The organism is Prosthecobacter vanneervenii (genome assembly GCF_014203095.1).
Taxonomy (GTDB): Bacteria; Verrucomicrobiota; Verrucomicrobiia; order Verrucomicrobiales; family Verrucomicrobiaceae; genus Prosthecobacter; species Prosthecobacter vanneervenii.
Genome location: NZ_JACHIG010000008.1, coordinates 264,736 through 282,884, shown reverse-complemented (window position 1 = coordinate 282,884; position 18,149 = coordinate 264,736). Strand labels below are relative to the sequence as shown.

At 61.4% G+C, this 18,149-nt stretch carries 15 protein-coding genes; 6 read left to right on the top strand and 9 right to left on the bottom strand.

What is annotated here, in order from left to right:
• Positions 1–16 precede the first annotated feature (16 nt).
• Positions 17–2,236: a DUF1549 domain-containing protein gene (locus tag HNQ65_RS18550; RefSeq protein WP_184341717.1), complete on the bottom strand. Its 2,220-nt coding sequence runs from the start codon at positions 2,234–2,236 to the stop codon at positions 17–19.
• 71 nt (positions 2,237–2,307) lie between these two features.
• On the bottom strand, positions 2,308–2,898 hold the full coding sequence (locus HNQ65_RS18545) for a single-stranded DNA-binding protein (RefSeq protein WP_184341715.1): 591 nt from the start codon (positions 2,896–2,898) through the stop codon (positions 2,308–2,310).
• Positions 2,899–2,986: 88 nt separating this feature from the next.
• On the opposite strand from HNQ65_RS18545, the gene HNQ65_RS18540 reads away from it, so the two are divergent.
• Positions 2,987–3,880: a tyrosine recombinase gene (locus HNQ65_RS18540; protein ID WP_184341713.1), complete on the top strand. Its 894-nt coding sequence runs from the start codon at positions 2,987–2,989 to the stop codon at positions 3,878–3,880.
• On the opposite strand, the gene HNQ65_RS18535 is transcribed toward HNQ65_RS18540, so the two are convergent.
• The gene (locus tag HNQ65_RS18535) at positions 3,865–4,767 is read right to left on the bottom strand and encodes a phosphatidylserine decarboxylase (RefSeq protein ID WP_184341711.1); all 903 of its coding nucleotides are present in this window, start codon (positions 4,765–4,767) and stop codon (positions 3,865–3,867) included. The two genes, HNQ65_RS18540 and HNQ65_RS18535, sit on opposite strands and share 16 nt — an antisense overlap.
• Positions 4,768–4,870: 103 nt before the next feature.
• Here HNQ65_RS18535 and HNQ65_RS18530 point away from each other — a divergent pair, with 103 nt between their 5' ends.
• Positions 4,871–6,670 carry a hypothetical protein gene (locus HNQ65_RS18530; protein ID WP_184341709.1) on the top strand — a complete coding sequence of 600 codons (1,800 nt, stop codon included), beginning with the start codon at positions 4,871–4,873 and terminating at the stop codon, positions 6,668–6,670.
• Positions 6,671–6,762: 92 nt separating this feature from the next.
• Here HNQ65_RS18530 and folP read toward each other — a convergent pair whose 3' ends face one another.
• On the bottom strand, positions 6,763–7,611 hold the full coding sequence (gene folP / locus HNQ65_RS18525; RefSeq protein ID WP_246438384.1) for a dihydropteroate synthase: 849 nt from the start codon (positions 7,609–7,611) through the stop codon (positions 6,763–6,765).
• Positions 7,608–8,438 carry a histidinol-phosphatase HisJ family protein gene (locus HNQ65_RS18520; RefSeq protein WP_246438378.1) on the bottom strand — a complete coding sequence of 277 codons (831 nt, stop codon included), beginning with the start codon at positions 8,436–8,438 and terminating at the stop codon, positions 7,608–7,610. Before HNQ65_RS18520 ends, folP begins: the two co-directional genes overlap by 4 nt.
• Positions 8,439–8,489: 51 nt before the next feature.
• Here HNQ65_RS18520 and HNQ65_RS18515 point away from each other — a divergent pair, with 51 nt between their 5' ends.
• Entirely contained in the window at positions 8,490–9,143 is a 654-nt protein-coding gene (locus HNQ65_RS18515; protein WP_184341707.1) for an HAD family hydrolase, read from the top strand.
• Positions 9,144–9,228: 85 nt separating this feature from the next.
• Complete coding sequence (locus HNQ65_RS18510; protein WP_184341705.1) at positions 9,229–10,044, top strand: L,D-transpeptidase; 816 nt, start codon at positions 9,229–9,231, stop codon at positions 10,042–10,044.
• A gap of 496 nt (positions 10,045–10,540) precedes the next feature.
• Here the strand turns inward: HNQ65_RS18510 and secD are convergent, their stop codons facing one another.
• Genes secD through tgt form a run of 3 tightly spaced genes read right to left on the bottom strand, consistent with a single transcriptional unit; the run spans position 10,541 to position 14,512 of the window.
• Complete coding sequence (gene secD, locus HNQ65_RS18505) at positions 10,541–12,967, bottom strand: protein translocase subunit SecD (protein ID WP_184341703.1); 2,427 nt, start codon at positions 12,965–12,967, stop codon at positions 10,541–10,543.
• Between the two features lie 52 nt (positions 12,968–13,019).
• Positions 13,020–13,373, bottom strand: a complete 354-nt coding sequence (yajC, locus tag HNQ65_RS18500) for a preprotein translocase subunit YajC (RefSeq protein WP_184341701.1) — start codon at positions 13,371–13,373, stop codon at positions 13,020–13,022.
• Positions 13,370–14,512: a tRNA guanosine(34) transglycosylase Tgt gene (tgt, locus tag HNQ65_RS18495; RefSeq protein WP_184341700.1), complete on the bottom strand. Its 1,143-nt coding sequence runs from the start codon at positions 14,510–14,512 to the stop codon at positions 13,370–13,372. The genes yajC and tgt overlap by 4 nt, the downstream gene beginning before the upstream one ends.
• A 100-nt stretch (positions 14,513–14,612) precedes the next feature.
• Between tgt and ychF the strand changes: the two genes are divergently transcribed.
• Positions 14,613–15,728, top strand: coding sequence for a redox-regulated ATPase YchF (ychF, locus tag HNQ65_RS18490; protein WP_184341698.1), 1,116 nt, complete (start codon positions 14,613–14,615; stop codon positions 15,726–15,728).
• Positions 15,729–15,798: 70 nt separating this feature from the next.
• On the opposite strand, the gene HNQ65_RS18485 is transcribed toward ychF, so the two are convergent.
• Positions 15,799–16,338, bottom strand: coding sequence for a hypothetical protein (locus HNQ65_RS18485; protein WP_184341696.1), 540 nt, complete (start codon positions 16,336–16,338; stop codon positions 15,799–15,801).
• A 404-nt stretch (positions 16,339–16,742) separates the two neighbouring features.
• Between HNQ65_RS18485 and HNQ65_RS18480 the strand changes: the two genes are divergently transcribed.
• Positions 16,743–18,122 carry a DUF1501 domain-containing protein gene (locus HNQ65_RS18480; protein WP_184341694.1) on the top strand — a complete coding sequence of 460 codons (1,380 nt, stop codon included), beginning with the start codon at positions 16,743–16,745 and terminating at the stop codon, positions 18,120–18,122.
• Positions 18,123–18,149: the final 27 nt, after the last annotated feature.

Below are 18,149 nucleotides of genomic sequence, written 5' to 3'. Positions count from 1 at the left end.
GTAGAACAAGGCGTGTTTAACGGCAAAGCAGAAACTCCTTGGCGTTCACCAGGCTCCAGGTGATGTCCTCCAAGGCGAGGCGTCGGTCCTTGGCGGAGGCGAGGAGGGATTCGATGACTTTGCTTTCGTCCGGTGTGGGAGCGCGGGTGAGCAGGGCCCAATAGAGGTCACGGGTGACGGCGGCGTTGTCAGGATTTTTGATGAGAGAGCCGAGGCGGTTGTACTTCTGCGAGACCACGCTGCTAACCACCGGGCCGCTGATGAACTGGAAGATCTGACCGAGAGAGGTGTCGGTGCCGCGTTCGCACTCGCAAGCAAGCTCGCGCTTGGGGCGTCCAAACTGGACGAGGAAGGCCTCGGGAGACATGGGGTCGGGGCTGCCACGGCCATTGGCGGGCCCAGGAATCTGGCCAGCACGTAGGCCACGATCCCAGTCCTTGAACTGCGGGCTGACACGGAGCGCGCCGTAGAGGGAGTCCATGAGCTGCTCGGCGGTGAGGCGGCGCGGCAGGTGGTGGGAGTAGTTGGTGAGGTCGGTGGCGTTGGTCTCGTTAGGCGTGCTCTCCAGCTGGTAGGTGTGGCTGAGCATGATGGTGCGCACGATGTGGCGTAGGTCAAAGCCGCTGCGGACGAGGTCCTGGGCGAGCGCATCGAGAAGCTGCGGATGGCTGGCGGGATTGGTGAGGCGCATGTCATCGACGGGATCGACGAGGCCGCGGCCCATGAGGTGGTACCAGATGCGGTTGGCCTGGGCTTTGGCAAAGAGCGGATGCTGGGCGCTGGTGAGCCATTTGGCAGCGGCCTGCAGTTCATCTTCCTTTTCGAAGAGGCTGGGCATTTCAGCGCCGAGGAAGCGGGCTTTGGCGGTGTCTCCGGTGCGCGGGTTGGTGATGTTCAGCTTGGCGTTGAGGAAGACGAGCTGTTCGCCGTTGAACTCATGCTTGTCGTTCTTGTCCCTGGGTTTGATTTCTTCGAGGATCTTGTAGTCCACCTTGGCGAAGACGGCGGACCAGTTGTAGTAGTCGTCCTGCGTCCAGCGGTCGAAGGGGTGGTTGTGGCATTGAGCGCACTGGAGGCGTGTGCCGAGGAAGACCTGGGCCGCCGTAGTGGCGCGGAGTTCGGGCGTGCGGTTGGCGCGGTAGAAGTTGGACTCGGGCTCGTGGTAGGTGCTGCCACGAGAGGCGATGAGAGCACGCACCATTTCATTGATGGGACGGTTCTGCGAGATGCAGCTGCGGATCCAGCTGTGGAATGCCTTTGTGCCTTTGGTGTCGAGCGTGCGGGATTCGACCTTGAGTACATCGGACCACTTGAGCGTCCAGTAGTCGGCGAATTCGGGGCGCGCCATGAGGCGGTCGATCAGGCGGGAGCGTTTGTCGCGAGCCTTGTCGGCCGCAAAGGCACGGGCTTCATCTGCAGGTGGTATCATGCCGCAGAGGTCGAGCCAGGCGCGGCGGAGAAAGACCTCGTCGCTGCACAGGCCACTGGGGTTCATGCGCAGGGTCTTGAGCTTGCTGAAGACGTGGGTGTCGATGTAGTTGCCGCGCGGCGGGTTGCTCCAAGCGAAGGCAGCGTTGCTCTTTACGAAGGTGAGGCGAACGGGTGCCGATTGATTGAGGAAGCGCACGAGGATGGCGGGCTCGCCAAACTGGAGGCGTTTGACAAGGCCGCTGCGGCTGACCTCGACGAGGCCGTTTTGCAGAGGCTCGTAAATGGCGCGCTCGGTGACATCGCGCTGAGTGCCGTCTGAGAAGGTGGCCTTGACGGAGATCTGCATTTTGTCCTGAGGCTCATCCAGCACGAGCTCCGCGGGCGAGACGGTGAGCTGGGTGACCTGAGGAGCTGTTTTTTCATCGCGCGGCAGACCGGCAGCGATCCACGAGCGCAGCACCTGGTACTCCCAGTTTTTTGGGTCGAGACGCTTGCCACCTTCATGAGCGATCTGGTTGGCGCCCTTGACCAAAATGAGGCTGCGCTCCGGAGAGAAAACATCCACGCGGCGGCCCGAGCTTTCGCGGGCGAGCGCTTTGAAATCAAGTTCAGGGTCCTGGCCGCGTAGGGAGAGCTTGAAGCCGCCTTTGCCAGTCGCATTTCCATGGCAGGTGCCCAAATTGCAGCCTGCCTTGGAGATGGCAGCCATGACGTCATTGCGGAAGGAAACGGCATCGGCGGCAAACACCGAGGACCCGGCAACGACTGCAAGGGAGCCAACAAGACTGGAGACAAGGCGATTCACGCGGTCGCAGATTACGACCTGGAAGCAGGGTCTCTTCCAAACGCGCAGGGCTATTTCACCTGCGGTGGGAATCAAAACGGAATGTCGTCGTCTTCCATGCCGTCGGTGATGGGGCCTTCACCGAAGTCATCGTGCTGCGGCTGAGGAGCCGGAGCGGGGCGTTGCTGAGGACGCTGCTGCTGGGGAGCGGGGCGCTGCTGGGGACGCTGCTGAGGGCGATTGTAACCGCCGCCGCCACCTCCTCCGCCAGAATAGCCACCGCCGCCGCCACCACCGGAGTAACCGCCTTCATCATCGCCACCACCGCCGCCGCCTGCGCGGTCACCGCCGGGGCTGCCGAGGAACTGCATCTGCTCGCCCACGACGCGCATGCGGGTGCGCTTCTGGCCGGTCTGCTTGTCCTCCCAGGAGTCCATTTGCAGGCGGCCTTCGATGAAGACTGGGCGGCCTTTGTGGAGATATTTGCCAGCGAGTTCAGCCATCTTGGACCAGAGGACGACATCCACGAAAGTGACTTCCTCCACCTTTTCACCACTGTCGGAGGTGTACACGCGGTTCACGGCGAGACCGATGTCGCAAACTGCGCTGCCCTTGGGCGTGTAGCGCACTTCGGGGTCGCGGGTCAGATTGCCGATGAGCATGACTTTGTTATAGGAGGCCATAATGGGCCACCATTGCCGCCCCCGGTGCCGGAGGGCAAGAATTTTGTCATTCTCGTGACGCGCAAATCCGTGCGATGCTGGGGGGGTAATGCAGGAACTGATTGACGGCTTCATCCTCCACCTGGCGACCGAGCGGGGTCTGTCCACAAACTACCAACTGCTGGTGCGGCGGGTGTTGGAGGCGTTTGCCAGCTGGTTCAAAATGAAGCACGAACTGACGGCTGCCGAGGCGGTGACGACGGAGCATGTGAGCGGCTTCTTTTCTCAGCGGAAGAAGGACGGGATCGCGGCGTCCTCGGCGCGGGTGGAACTGATCGCGCTGAAGATTTTCTTTCGTTGGCTGCGGGCGCGCAAGGTCATCGCCACCGACCCAGCGGACCCGATCCTGCCGCCCCGGCAGGAGAAGCACCTGCCGGACTCGCTGAACGAGCAGGACGTGCGGCGGCTGGTGGAGTCTGTGAAGGGCAGCGCGCCGCTGGACCGGCGGGACCGGGCCATTTTGGAGCTGTTTTACGCGAGCGGGGTGCGGCTCTCGGAGCTGGCAGACGCGCGGTTGGAAAATCTGAGCCTGGAGGAGGGGTGGATTCGGGTGACGGGCAAGGGAAGCAAGACGCGGCTCTCGCCCGTGGGCGGAGCGGCGCGGGAGGCCATCGCGGCGTATGTGGAGCATGCGCGACCGGAGCTGGTGGGGCCGAAGTCGCAGAGCCACATTTTCCTCTCACGCAACGGCACGCGGCTGACCACGGCGCGCATCCAGCAGATCGTGAAGGAGCGGGCAGCGCTGTGTGGGCTGGACCCCGCACGGGTGCATCCGCACCTGCTGCGGCACAGCTTTGCCACGCACCTGCTGAACAACGGGGCGGACCTGCGGGTGATCCAGGAGATGCTGGGGCATGCGGACATCTCCACCACGCAGATCTACACGCATGTGGACCAGGCTCGGCTGAAGGAGGTGCACCGCAGGTTTCACCCGAGGGCGTGAGCCGCTACATCGCCCATGCGGGCATAGACTTCGCGGCCTGCGCGGCTGTGTTCGAGGAGGTCGTCGGTGAATTGGATTTTGCCGGGCTCGAAGAGGGTGATGAAGCAGGAGCCGCCAAAGCGGAAATAGCCTTTCTCCGCGCCTTTTTCGACCGGTGTGCCGGGGGTGTAGGTCTGGACGATGGAGCCGACGCAGGTGGCGCCGACCTCCAGCAGCAGGACGTCGCCGAGGACCGGAGTGTGGAGGAGGGTGATCTCGCGCTTATTTTCCCAGTGGATGCTGGCGCGGCGGCGCAGGGCGATGGGGCTGACGGAGTAGAGCGGGCCATTGATGAGGCGGGAGGGCCCGGGTGTGCCTGCACAGGGGAAGTGAAAGCGGTGGTAATCCACCGGGCAGAGGCGGGAGATGAGCATGCTGCCGTGGGCAAAGCGCGCAGCGAGGGACTCATCACGCAACAAAGCGTGGAGGTCGAAACGGGTGCCTTTGACGAAGAAGTCGCCACAGGCTGCGACGTCCGGCAGGACGAGGTGGCGGCCGTCCGCAGGGAAGGTGATCACGTTTTCACCAGGGAAGATGGGGCGGGCCTGGGGTTTGAGCCTACGGTAGAAAAATTCGTTGAAGGTGTGGTAGGAGTCCGGGGACTCGGCGAATTCCGAGGTGTCCACGTCGTAGGTGGCCAGGAAGGGGGCGATTTTAGCCCGGCTGGCCGGGGAGTCCATGCGACTGCCGTACCAACTGGAAAAAGCGGCCCGTTTCACCAAGGAATGCAGCGGCAGGGCACCGAGGGGACTCTCATAGGTGAAGCGCAAAAACCCCTCCCCATAAACCGCCTCGGTTTCGAGACGCCGGGTGATGCGGTTAAAAAAAGTGATAGGGGCGGCGGACATGGACTTGTTCACATAATGCCAAGATAAGAAAACGCTACACGAACAAAAGTGGCGACAAACCCGATTCGAGGCATAGTCGCGACCCTTTCCTGACCGATTCTGTATGACCGAAACCGAAGCCAACCCTGAAAACCAGCCGCAGATCTCCAGCGGACTGGTGGACCTTTCCGACCTGAAATTGATGCCTGCCTGGGTGGGCGAATTCGGCAAAGAAGAAAAGATCAAACAGCGCTACGCGGATAGCGAAGAGCGTCCGCAGCGTGGCGGACGCGATGACCGCCGTGGTGGTGGATTCGGAGGTCGTGATGACCGCCGTGGTCCGCCCCCGCGCCGTGACGGCCCCGGAGGCGGCGGCCCGCGTCAGGGTGCAGGCGGCGGATTCCGCCCACGTGGTGAAGGTGGCCCGCCGCGCCGTGATGGCGATGACCGCCGTGGCCCCCCGCGTCGTTTTGGAGATCGTGACCGCGACCGTGGCGGCCCGCCGCAGCGTGAGTGGGTGGAGATCCCAAAGGATGTGCAGGTGACGATCTTTCCGGATGACAAGTCTGTGGATGCGCTGGCCGCGCACGTGCGCCAGACGGGGCACGCCTTCAGCATGTTTGACGCCGCACGTCTGGTGCTGGCGGGTGGTGACCGCTTCATGGTGCGCTTCCGCTGTGCCGAGGAGCGTGCCACGGGCCTGTATCATGTGTCCGCAGACGGCGGTCTTTTCCTGACACGCGATGAAGCGCTGGCGCATGTGCTGCGCAGCGCCGCACTGGACGAGTACTACCGCGTGGAGGAGATTGAGCTGGAAGCACCGAAGGGAGAGTTTGCCTCCGTGGCTGTGTGCGGCCTGAGTGGCGAGATCATCGCCCCGCCAAGCCACCATAGCTACCAGACAGGTGTGATCCGCATGCACCGCGAGAGGTTTGCGAACATGTCCCTGGAGGACTACAAGCGCCGCATCCGCGTGGAAGCGAATCCGGAGCTGGTGGCCAAGTGGAAGGAAAACATGAGCAAGGGCCGCCGCTGGGTGTGCCTGAAGGGCGAAGTGCCTGAGGGCGGCGAGCCGCTGGCGCTGAGTTCACGTGCCGACATGGAGGCGCATTTCCGCCGCACCTTTGGCAATGATGCCGTGATCGAAGTGCGCGAGGCCGTGGTGCCGGGCAACATCGACAAGCAGAAGCTGGCCCACATCTTCTTCATCATGCTGCGCCAGGCGGTGGACGCCGCGCGCAAGCACCTTTTTGAGATCTCGCAGAAGCTGGGTGCAGGTCTTGAGCGCCGCGGCCTGAAGCTTTTCAAGCGTCGTGCGGGCAAGCAGTTCGTCTGCCGCGTGAAGCCGCGTGCAATCGAGTCCGGCATGGTGTTCTCAGACCGCCTGGCACAAATCGTGGAGCAGCTGAAGATCAACCATGGCATGCCGATGCAGAAGCTGGTGGAGTCAATCGTGCCTTCGCCTGAGGTGCCCGAGGGCACGCCTGCGGATGCGCCGAAGCATCCTACGGAAGAACAGATTGCGGTGATCAAGGACATCCGCTGGCTGGCGAATGAAGGTTACGTGATCGAGTACAGCGACGGCATGGTCTTCCTGGGGGTGCAGGGAGAGCCTGTGGCTGCGAAGAAGGAAGGCGCTGCTGAAAAGGGAGCCCCTGCTGCTGAAGCTGCGCTGCAAGGAGCTCCGGTGGAGGAGTCACTGGCGGAAGAAACGCTGGCTGAGGAGGCTGAAGTGGCGCTGGCATCTCCGGCTGCTGAAGAGCCTGCCAAGGCCGAAGTGCGCGAAGAAGAATCCGCACCAGCAGAGGCTGAGTCCACGCTGAAAGAACCTCCGACGGAAGAATCCATTGAAGAAACAGTGCTGGCGGAAGAGGCCGAAACAGAACTGGCAAAATCCTCGACGGAAGAAGGCGCTGCGTCCTAAGCGCACGTTTTCAAAGATCGAATCTGGCAAAGCCGCGCGGTGAGCGCGGCTTTGTTTTTGATGCGGCGTATGGGCGTCTTTCCCAGAGCGAGCTAAAGCTCGCGAGTACTTTCGACGGCCCAGAGCATCTTGACGGTCTGCACGGCGGCTTTGACGTTGTGGACGCGGAAGATCTGCGCGCCACGGGTAATGCCGGCGGCGATACAAGCCTGGGTGCCGGGATCGCGCTCCAAGGCGGGGACGCCAAGGACGTCTCCGATTACCGTTTTGCGTGAGACGGGAAGCAGGATGGGGCGCTCAAAGCGGTGCAGGCGTTGGAGATCGCGGTAGATGGTGAGGTTGTCATCCCGCTGCTTGGCGAAGTCGATGCCGGGGTCGAGGATGATGTTCTCGCGGGGCAGGCCAACGCTCTCCGCCAGCACAAGGCGCTGGGTGAAGAAATGGTCCAGCGTGTCCATGATGCTTTCATACTGCACGTGGGTGTGAGGCACCTTGGGCTGGCCGACGCTGTGCATGATGAGCAGGCCGGCATTGTGCTCGGCGCAGAGCTTGGCATTGAAAGCATCCGGCAGGCCGCTGATGTCATTGATGAGGTCGCCGCCATGAGGGAGCACTTCGGCGATGACATCGCTGCGCCAGGTGTTGATGGAGAGCAGCGGTGCGTTGAAGCGGGAGCCGAGCTCAGGCCATTTTTCGATGAACGGAAGCAGGCGGTCGATCTCCTCCTGCACGCTGATGGCCTCGCGGTTGGTGCGGGCGCTTTCGGCGCCGATGTCGATGATATCGGCGCCGTCCTGAAGCTGCTGCCTGGCCTGAGCCAGTGCCTGTGTGGGATCGAGTGTGCCGTCTCCGCAGAAGGAATCGTCGTTGATGTTCACGATGCCCATCACCAACGGGCGTCGGGGGAATTCGATGCGGTGCTGACGGGCCTGGAAGATCATAGCGGCCAGGCCTCCGGAAGGGGCACCACTTTGCGCTGGCGTTTCTCAAAGCGGACGGTGGTGGTGTAACCGACACTGCGGACAAGATCGAGGGCCTTGTTGAAATCGACACCGACGTCCGTTGGGATGTGGGCGTCTGAATTGATGACGATGGGGACGTTGGCGGTGAAGGCCATCTCCAGCATCTCGCGGGCGGGATAGATCTCGCGCACGTCTTTGCGCAGGCCGGCGGTGCTGACTTCGAGGATGCCGTTGGTGTCCACGAGCGCCTGGATCACGGGCTCGTAGTAGTGGCGCAGGTCGCCGGAGGGGCGGAGGCCAAAGCGCTTGGCGAGGTCTGGGTGGGCGTGAAAGTCGAACTGGCGGGTGCGGATCATCTGCTCGTAGAGCTTCCAGTACATGCCCCACATGTGCTCGATGTCGGAGGCGGTCTCCCAGCGGGAGACGTGCTTGGGGTCGTCCACGGCGATGCCGTCGTGGATGTAGTGGACGCTGCCGATGAGGTAGTCCCAGTCGGCCATGCCAGCGGTTTCATCGATCCACTTTTGATACCCCTCGATGTGGTCGCATTCGAGGGCGAGGCGGATGGGGAAGTCCGGGAGCGCGGCGCGGGCCTCCTCGACGAGCTCAAAGTAGCGCGGCAGGTCGGAGAGCGGCATGCGCCAGTTGTCGTAAGACTCCGGCATGGGGTTGTGGTCGGAGAGGCCGATCTCCCCCAGACCGATGCTCTGTGCGTGCCGCGCGTAGTCGATGGGGTTGCCCTCGGCATGCAGACAGAGCGGCGTGTGCGTGTGGTAGTCGGTGAGCATGGGAGTTTTTCGCTGCATTGGGCGCGCTGGCAAGTTGATCGCGCCGCATTTCGCGGGCATGAGGGAGATATGGCCAAACTCCAAGCCTTCATTTTTGACCTCGACGGCACGCTTATCGACTCGCTGGCGGACATCGCGGAATCCATCAACCGGATGCTGGACGCCCGGGGGTATCCGCGCTGCGAGAAGGAGGTGTTTAAGCAGATGGTGGGGGATGGGATGGAGAAACTGGTGGAGCGGGCGCTGCCGGAGGCGGTGCGTAGCGAGGCGCTGATCAAGGTCTGCACCGAGGAATACCGTGCACAGTATGATCTTCTCTGGCAGGAGCAGACGCGGCCGTACGAAGGCATCGTGGAGATGCTGGCGGAAATGAAGCAGCGGGGGCTGAAGCTGGGGGTGATCTCGAACAAAGCGCACCGCTTCACCGTGCCGATGACGGAGCATTTCTTTGGCAAGGGGGTGTTTGACCACATCCTGGGCCAGCGCGCGGAAGTGCCGCGCAAGCCGGATGCCGCAGGCGCGCACGAGATGGCGGCCTTTCTGGGCCTGCAGACGGATGAGATGGCGTATGTGGGCGACTCAGGCATCGACATGCAGTTTGCCCGGAACAGCGGGATGCGCGCGGTGGGGGTGCGCTGGGGATTCCGCAGCGAGGCGGAACTGCGCGAGTGCGGGGCTGAGCTGCTTATTTCCCGAGCTGCGGAATTGTTCGATCTTTGCTGAAAATATAGTTTCCGCTGGTACTTGAGCGTCGTGGGAGGTCCGTTAGTGTCGGGGCGCTGTGAAATTTCAAACCTCCTTTTCCCCGATGCGTGCCGGGCTCCTTCTCGGCATGGCGCTGCTGGCCGCCTGCCAGTCCTCACGCAAGCCGCCGCCTCCGCCGCCGGCACCGATCAAGGAGGTGTGGAAATACCCAGGCGAGTGGAAGGGCGGTAACAAGCCGATCACGCGCATGGTCATCAATGTGGATGTGCAGCGCGCGATGTTGTACAGCGGCAAGCAGGAGGTGGGCTGGACGTATTTCGCCAGCGGTATTCCATCCTTCCCGACTCCGACCGGAGAGTTCAAAATTTTGGAGAAGGTGAAGGACAAGGTCTCGAACTTGTACGGCAAGGGTTTTGACAAGGACGGCAAGGTGGTGAACTCCGACTTCAAGCAGGGACGTGATCTACTGCCTGAAGGCGGGCACTTTGAGCCGGCAAAGATGACCTATTTCATGCGCCTGACCGGCGACGGAGTGGGCATGCATATCGGGCCGATCCCTCGGCCTGGACGCCGTGCCTCGCATGGCTGCATCCGGCTGCCGAGCAAGATGGCGCCGATCCTCTTTGAGCATACTGCGGTGGGCACGCCGGTGACGATCACGGGCAATGGCCCTGATTACCAGACTTACCTGAAGCAGTCTGCAGAGAAGGCCAAGGCCAATGCCGAGAAGCTGGCGGCAGCGAAGAAAAAGGCGGCAGAAGCGGCTGCTGCTGCGACGGCGGCCACGACACTGGCACCGGATGATCCAAACGGGCCGAAGGGTGCTGTGACGACACCGCCGCTGGGAGCACCACCCGGAACGCCTGCTGTGGAAGTGAAGCCTGCTGAGCCGGTGAATCCGCCGCCTGCGAACAACTGAGAGTGCGGAGAGATTTGTGAGCGAGGGGCGGCTGAGAGGCCGCCTCTTTTTTGTGCGTGGGAAAGGAGGTGGCGGCGCTGGGCGGGGCGGAAATTTTGTCACTGCTACGCGGCTGAATGAAGCTACGTCCGTCACCGAAGGACTTATACCACGATCAGTTAAAAACGGGTCTGAAGGTGGAGGCACGAGCTGACGGAGGGGGATCATCTTGATCCCCCCACCTGCAGCGGCTTCGCGGATGTGCGATGGCGCTGGATGATGAGGGAGGCTCGGCTTTGTGGAGACGCGAGAATGCAGGGCGATGCAGGAGCGTGTGGGATCGGGACGATCCCACTCCGCCAGAGCGCGGGCTGGCCGCATGGAATGCTGGCTTCCACCCATGAGACCCGTTTTCAGCTGTGCGTGGTATTATGGGAAACCCGGCATGAAACAAAAAGGGGAGAGCGGTGAAGCTCTCCCCTTAGAGTGAAATGAGATCCGGTCTTTGGAGACGGGATTACTTCTTGCCGCCGCCGGCTGCGGCAGCTGCTGCAGCGATGGCCTGCTGGGCTTTCATCTGCTCGATCTGGGCGTCGAGCACCTGGCGCTTGAGGCTGGTGCCGGACTTCTTCGCGTACCAGAGCACCAGCGGGGAGGCGATGAAGATGGAGGAGTAGGTGCCGAGAAGCACGCCAATGGTGATCGGCATGGCGAACTCGAGCATGGCAGGATTGCCAAGGAAGAGAAGCACGACCATCGGAGCGAGGGCGGTGGGGCCGGTGAGGAGCGTACGGGAGAGGGTCTTGCAGATGGCCTCGTTCATCAGCTCGCGCATGGTGGAGCCGCTGCCGTTCTGGATGGTCTCGCGGATACGGTCAAAGACGACGATGGTGTCGTTGATGGAGTAACCAGCGATGGTGAGCAGCGCGCCGACGTGGATGACACTGAGCTCCTGGCCGAAGAGAACGCAAAGGCCGGGGACCATGAGCACGTCGTGGAAGAGGGCGATGATGGCACCGAGGGCGAAGGCGAACTCGTAGCGCAGCATCAAGTAGGCGAAGATGGCGACGAGGGCGACCATCATGGCCCAAAAGGACTGCTTGGCGAGCTCGGAGCCGATGACAGAACCCACGGTGGCGATGCTGGTGCCTGCGACGGTGTCGGTCTTCCACTTGGCGGTGATGGCATGCTGGATGGCGGGGCCGCTGAGCTCTTCACAGCGAATGCTGATGTTGAGGGCTCCGGTGGCGTCGTTCTTGCGCTGGATGTAGTAGCTGCCGAGATCCTTGCCGCCATCCTGCTTGAGGTTCTTGAAGAGGGCGTCGAATTCGCCATCGGCGATGTCCTTGCCTTTGGCGAGGGTGACGTCCACACGGCTGCCGCCGCGGAAGTCGATGCCGAAGCCAGCGCTGCCTTTGACGGCCAGGGTGCCGAAGGAGATGGCGGTCACTACAAGGGAGGCGATGATGAACTTGGGAGCCGAGGAGAGGATGTCGAAGACCTTGTCCGGGATGATCTTGGTGGTGTGGATCTTGTGGAGGAGGTTCTTGTCCACCACCCACATGAAGATGACGCGGGTGACGATGAGTGCGCCGATCATGGAGGAGACCAGACCGATCATGAGGGTGACGGCGAAGCCTTTGACCAGACCGCCGGAGATGACAAACAGGATGAGGGCCGAGATCAGGGTGGTGATGTTGGAGTCGGCGATGGCGGAGAAGGCCTTCTCATATGCGGCCTCCAGGGCTCCAGCGAGGGTCTTGCCGGCCTCCATTTCCTCACGCAGTCGCTCGTAGATCAGAACGTTGGCATCCACGGCCATGCCGATGGTGAGCACGACACCCGCGATACCGGGCATGGTGAGCGTGAAACCGAAGAGGGCCATGGAGCCGAAGAGAATGGCGATGTTGATGACCAGACCGACGATGGCCACGATGCCGGCCAGACGGTAGATGAACATCATGAAGCAGGTGGTGATGATGAGAGCGGCGATGCCGATCCACTTGCCCTGGTCGATGGAAGACTGACCATAAGCCGAGGAGACGGAGCTTTCGGAAAGGATGATCATCGGGTTCTTCAGCGGATTGCTCAGAAGGGTGGCCAGGGTGTCGGCTTCCTGCTGGGAGAAGCCTTTGCCGCCACCGCCGGAGATTTCGGCACGACCACCATACTGACGGGCCTGAAGGCGGGGTGCGGAGTGGATCTGGCCGTCAACGATGATGGCCATTTCCTTCTGATAATGCACGGCGGCGAGATCATCGAAGAGCTTGGCACCTTCGCTGTTGAACTGGAGGGCAACCTTGTTGCCTTCGGCATCGACAGTGCGGTAGGCCTGGGAGACGTAGCTGCCTTCGATATCAGGCGTGTCGCGGACGAGTTCGGAGCGGTTGATGACGGATCCATCCTTCGCAGTGATGGGTGCGCTGTATGGCATTTCGATCCAGCCGGGCTCTTTGATGCCGCCACGAGCTTTGATCTGCTCCAGCTTGGACTGGCTTTCAGGGTGGACGCGGCGGAATTCGAGGTGGGCTACGGTCTGGATGGCCTTGCGGACTTCCTTGATTTCATCCTCGGTGATACCTGGCATCTGAATCACGATGCGGTCGCTACCCTCAGGCTGCATGGTCAGGTCTTTGGACGCATCCGGATTGAGACGCTTTTCCAAGATGGCGATGGCCTGCTGCACATCACTGCTGGTCACCGCTTTGGGAGTGCCGTCTTCGTTTTTGCCGGGGGCAAGCTGAACGATGAACTCGCTGCCGCCTTGAAGGTCGATACCGAGGGGGATGCCCATGGAGCGCACCGTGTAGATGGCGGAGAGGGCAGTCAGGGCGACGAGGATGGAGCCCACCCAGCGCTTGGTCTTATGTACAGCAGTGCCGACATAGACGAGGAGCATCATCAAGATGGTGGCACCGACAAAGAAGGTGGCGAAGGGATTCATGAACTGGGTGGCTGGCTAGTGGGTTGGGAAAATCAGAAAGTTGCCTGTCTTATTAGGAGGCGGTCGCATCGACGACATCAGACTTTTTCGTCACGGCGGCAATCTTGGAGCGTTCGAATTGCACTTTGACGTTGTCGGCGATTTTGACCATCACGGTGCGGTCCTTGATGCTGGTGATGATGCCATGCACGCCGCTCTCCATGATGACGTGGTCATCCACAGCAATGCTGGAGACGAGCTTCTGGTGCTCCTTCATGCGCTTCTGCTGAGGGCGGAAGATGACGAAGTACATGAGCACGATCATGAGCACCGGGAACATCAGCGGGCTGCCAAAGGGGCCACCTTGGGCGCCAGCAGGTGCGGCCTGGGCCAGGAAGAGGGTGCTTTCGAGAGAAATGGGGGTCATGATTCGGAGGCTGAGGGATGGGAATTGTACTTCGCGACGACCTCTGCCCGGAACTCGGCGAAACAACCCTGTTCGATCGCTTGACGTGCCCTGGACGTGAGGGACGCGTAGAAATGCAGGTTATGAAGAGAAATCAACCGCAAACCCAGAATCTCCTGAGCCTGAACCAGATGGCGGATGTAGGCGCGTGAAAAGCCCTGGCAGAGGGGGTGGGTGTCTTCGGAGATGGGGCGGAAGTCGCGGGCGTAGCAGGCGTTTCGGAGGTTCATCATGCCCTCGTGAGTGAAGGCGGTGCCGTTCCGGGCCAGGCGGGTGGGCAGCACGCAGTCAAACATGTCGATCCCCCGGGCGATGAGCTCGATGACCTGGGGGGGGGTGCCGAGGCCCATGGCGTAGCGGGCCTGATTGGCCGGGAGGTGGGGCGTCGTCCATTCGGCGATGCGCATCATGTCCTCCTCGGGCTCTCCGACACTGAGGCCGCCGATGGCGTAGCCGTCGAAGCCCATGGCCACGAGTTCGCGGGCGGATCTTTCGCGCAGCTCTTTATAGACACTGCCTTGCACAATACCGAAGTGCTGCTGCGCCCCACCGCCCGTCTGGGGGCGGTGTTCATCGATCCAGGTACGGCAACGCCGGGCCCAGCGGAGGGTCAGGTCGAGGCTCTTTTCCGCCTCTTTGGCCTCGCAAGGGTAGGGGGTGCACTCGTCAAAGAGCATGGCTACGTCTGAGCCGAGGGTGGCCTGGATCTCCATGGAGGTCTCCGGGCCGATGAACATGGGGGTGCCGTCCAGATGGTTCTGGAAGTGGCAGCCTTCTTCTTTGATTTTCCGTAGCTTAGCCAAGGAGAAGACCTGGAAGCCACCGCTGTCTGTCAAGATCGGCCGGTCCCAGTTGGCAAAGGCGTGCAGGCCCCCCGCCTCCTTCATGATCTCCATGCCGGGACGGACGAAGAGATGGTAGGTGTTTCCCAGGATGATCTGGGAATTGAGCGCCTTGAGCTCGTCCGGGTGCATGGCCTTGACCGTGCCCTGAGTGCCCACCGGCATGAAGACGGGGGTCTCCACCACCCCATGGGGCGTCGTCAGCCGCCCACGGCGGGCGTGGGAGGAGGAATCGGTGGCTAAAAGCTCAAAAGACATGGGTGGGGACCGTAAAAAGGGCGCGGAGTCTCGCCGATATGCGGATCGGACGCAACGTCGCCTTGCTCATTTCTCATTCCGCCCTACTCTCGCGGGCCTTATGCTCAGAGCCGGAATCGTAGGCCTCCCTAATGTAGGCAAATCCACCCTTTTTAACGCCGTCACCCGCACCCGCAAGGCGGAGGCTGCCAATTATCCATTCTGTACCATCGAGCCCAACACGGGCGTGGTGACCGTGCCGGATGAGCGCCTGGCGGCGCTTTCCAAGCTCTCCGGGTCCTTCAAACTGGTGCCTGCCGCGATTGAGTTCGTCGATATTGCCGGCCTGGTAAAAGGGGCTGCGCAGGGCGAAGGGCTGGGGAACAAGTTCCTGAGCCATATCCGCGAGGTGGACGCCATCGTGCACGTGGTGCGCTGCTTTGAAAATGGTGACATCACCCACGTCAGCGGGACGATCGATCCCGTGACCGATATTGAGGTCATCAATACTGAACTCATCCTCGCCGACATGGAGGCCGTGCAGCGCCGCAAGGAAAAGGGCGAAAAGAAAGCCAAGAGCGGAGACAAGGAGGCCAAGGCCGAGATCGCCCTGTGCGAAAAGCTCATTCCCCACTTTGACGCCGGCAAGCCCGCCGTAACGCTGGAGTGCACGGATGACGAGCGCAAGCTGCTGAAGAGCTTTTTCCTCATCACCTCCAAGCCCTGCATCTTTGCCTGCAACGTGGCGGAGGACGAACTGGCATCAGCTTCCAACGACCCGGACAACCATCCCTTTGTGGGCAAGGTGCGCGAGTATGTGCGCCATGCGCATGAGGCCACCGCCGTGGTGGTCAGCGCCGCCATCGAGAGCGAGCTGATCGACCTGAGCGAGGAAGAGGCCAAGGCCTACCTGGCGGACATCGGTGTGACAGACAGCGGTGTGTCACGCCTGATCAAAGGCGCCTATGACCTGCTGGGGCTGCAGACCTATCTGACCACGGGCGAGAAAGAAACCCGCGCCTGGACGATCACGAAGGGTATGAAAGCTCCGCAGGCGGCTGGTGTGATCCATGGCGACTTTGAGCGTGGCTTCATCGCGGGCGAAATCGTGCATTTCAACGACCTGATCGAACTCGGTTCCACTGCCAAGGCCAAGGAGAAGGGCAAGTGGCGCATTGAAGGCAAGGAATACGTCATGCGCGATGGCGACGTCGTGGAATGGCGCTTCAATGTTTGATGCGCTGCCACAGGCACTTCTGTGTGTGCAGAAGTGCCATGGTGGCGGACGGCTTGTTTCAGACGCCTGATTATTCCGTAAAGACGCGTCCCTGCCCGGTGCGGAACGAGCGCTCCAGACTGCCGTAGAGTGCCGTGAGCCTGGCCTCCTCTTTGAGAACGAACTCGATGGTGTGCGCATGCGTGGACGCGGGGTAGTTTTTCACCACCTTGGGGGTGACCAGATCTGGCGAGACACGACCGGCGGCCTGTTCGAAGAGGCCCTTGGCTCTTTCCAGCGCCTGCGTGCCTGCACCCAGAGTGCTGCTGCCTGTTTCCGGCTTGTAGGGCTCCAGGAAATAGAAGCGCACGATCTGGGCGGAGTTCAGGGTGATGTTGACCTCCACCACACGGGCCACGCCATCGGAGATGTACTCATGCTTGGAGAGGGCGATGATGGCATTGCAGCGAACCATGTAGTTTCCGCCTTTGAGCTTCGCCTGCCAGAGGCCGTCCTGAGTGACGCCGTCTTGATTGTTGTTTTGTCCCGTGTTTTGGCCGGTGCTGCTCTGCGCATGGAGGGCGGAGGTCAGGAACAAGCAAAAAGAAAGGCAAATAAGGAGGGCTTTCATAGAGGTGGGATTAGGCAAGAGTAGCATGAAGGAGTCTGGCTTGAACACCATTTCTTCATCAAGGTTGTCAGTTGTGTGAGATCGGGCTGCCGGAGCGGAGGAGGGGGAGGCATTTTTCCAAACATGCTCGCTGCACAGAGGAAAGCCTGATTCCGGGGCGAATGTTACGGAGCTTGGTCGCTTCCTTTTGGTTTCTCCCGCCATGAAAGCGGATGGGTAAATACAACATGAGCGCAGTGTGAAATCAGTGCAGAATCATACATGGTGCACTGTGGTCGAGGTGGAAATGGTATGTTTGCACAGGATTATTCCTGCCCGAACCCGCCAAACGCAAAGCGGCATCGTCCATTTAGAAGCGTTCCTGAGTCGCGTATTAATATGGAAGTTCAAACCTCACGCGCACCATGTTCAAGTTCTCCGGCCAAGGCTCCATCACCAATTGCGACGGGATCACGCGTCGTGATTTCCTACAGGCAGGCGCACTCGGCGCCATCGGGCTGACGATGCCTGGATTTGCCAAACTGAAGGCGGAGGGGCGTGTGGACCCGAAGAAGAGCAGCAAGTCCTGCATCATGATCTTCAACCTTGGCGCTCCCAGCCAGCAGGATCTGTGGGACATGAAGCCGGATGCTCCGAGCGAGATCCGCGGACCTTTTAAGCCGATCCGCACGAAGAGTGATGCGTTTGAAATCTCCGAGATCCTGCCACTGCATGCGAAGATCGCGGACAAGTTCAGCCTGGTGCGTTCCTGTTACCACACAGCGGCTGCAGTGCATGACACGGGGCACCAGATGATGCAGACGGGACGGCTTTTCACCGGAGGTGTAAACACGCCGCATGTGGGCAGCGCGCTGGAGTTTCTGCAAGGCCGCCGGAGCGATCTGCCCGCCCATGTGATTCTGCCGGAGACGATGGGACCCACGGGCGGCAACATGCCACACGGCCAGGATGCCGGCTTTTTGGGCAAGTCCTACGATCCCTTTGTGCTGAATGCGGACCCTGCAGTGAAGGATTTCAAGGTGCCGGATCTGCTGCCGCCCAAGGAGATCGGCGAGGTGCGACTGGAGCGCCGCCGCGAGCTGCGTGAGCTGGTGGACAGCAGCGTGCGCAACTTTGAATACAGCGAGCAGGCCAAGCTGATGGACTCCAACTTCGAATCCGCCTACCGCATCATGACCAGCTCTCAAGCGCGCGAGGCCTTTGACCTGACCAAGGAGCCGATGAAGGTGCGCGAGCGTTACGGCCTGAACCGCTTTGGCCAGAGCTGCCTGCTGGCGCGCCGCCTGGTGGAGCGCGGCGTGCGTTTCGTGACGGTGAACACGTTTATCACCGTGTTTGGCGAGATCACCTGGGATATCCACGGCTCCAAACCCTTCACAAGCATTGAGGGTATGCGCGACATCGTGGCACCGATGTATGACCAGGGGTACAGCGCCCTCATCGAGGATCTCTTCCAGCGCGGCATGTTGGATGACACCATGGTCACCTGCCTGGCTGAATTTGGCCGCACGCCCAAGATCAATCCGGCTGGTGGCCGCGACCATTGGCCGAATTGCTGGACGGTGAACTTTGCCGGTGGCGGCGTGAAGGGCGGCCATGTGGTGGGCAAGAGCGACGACATCGGTGGCTATCCCACCGAGCGCCCCGTGGCTCCAAAGGAGATCGTGGCAACCATCTATCAGGCGATGGGCATTGACCTTACCACCGAGCTGCCCGGACCGCAGGGCAGGCCGTATCCGGTCGTCGATTTTGGAACGCAGGCGATCAAGGAGCTGTTTGCGTAACGCGGAGTCAGAGCTGCCAACCCTCAT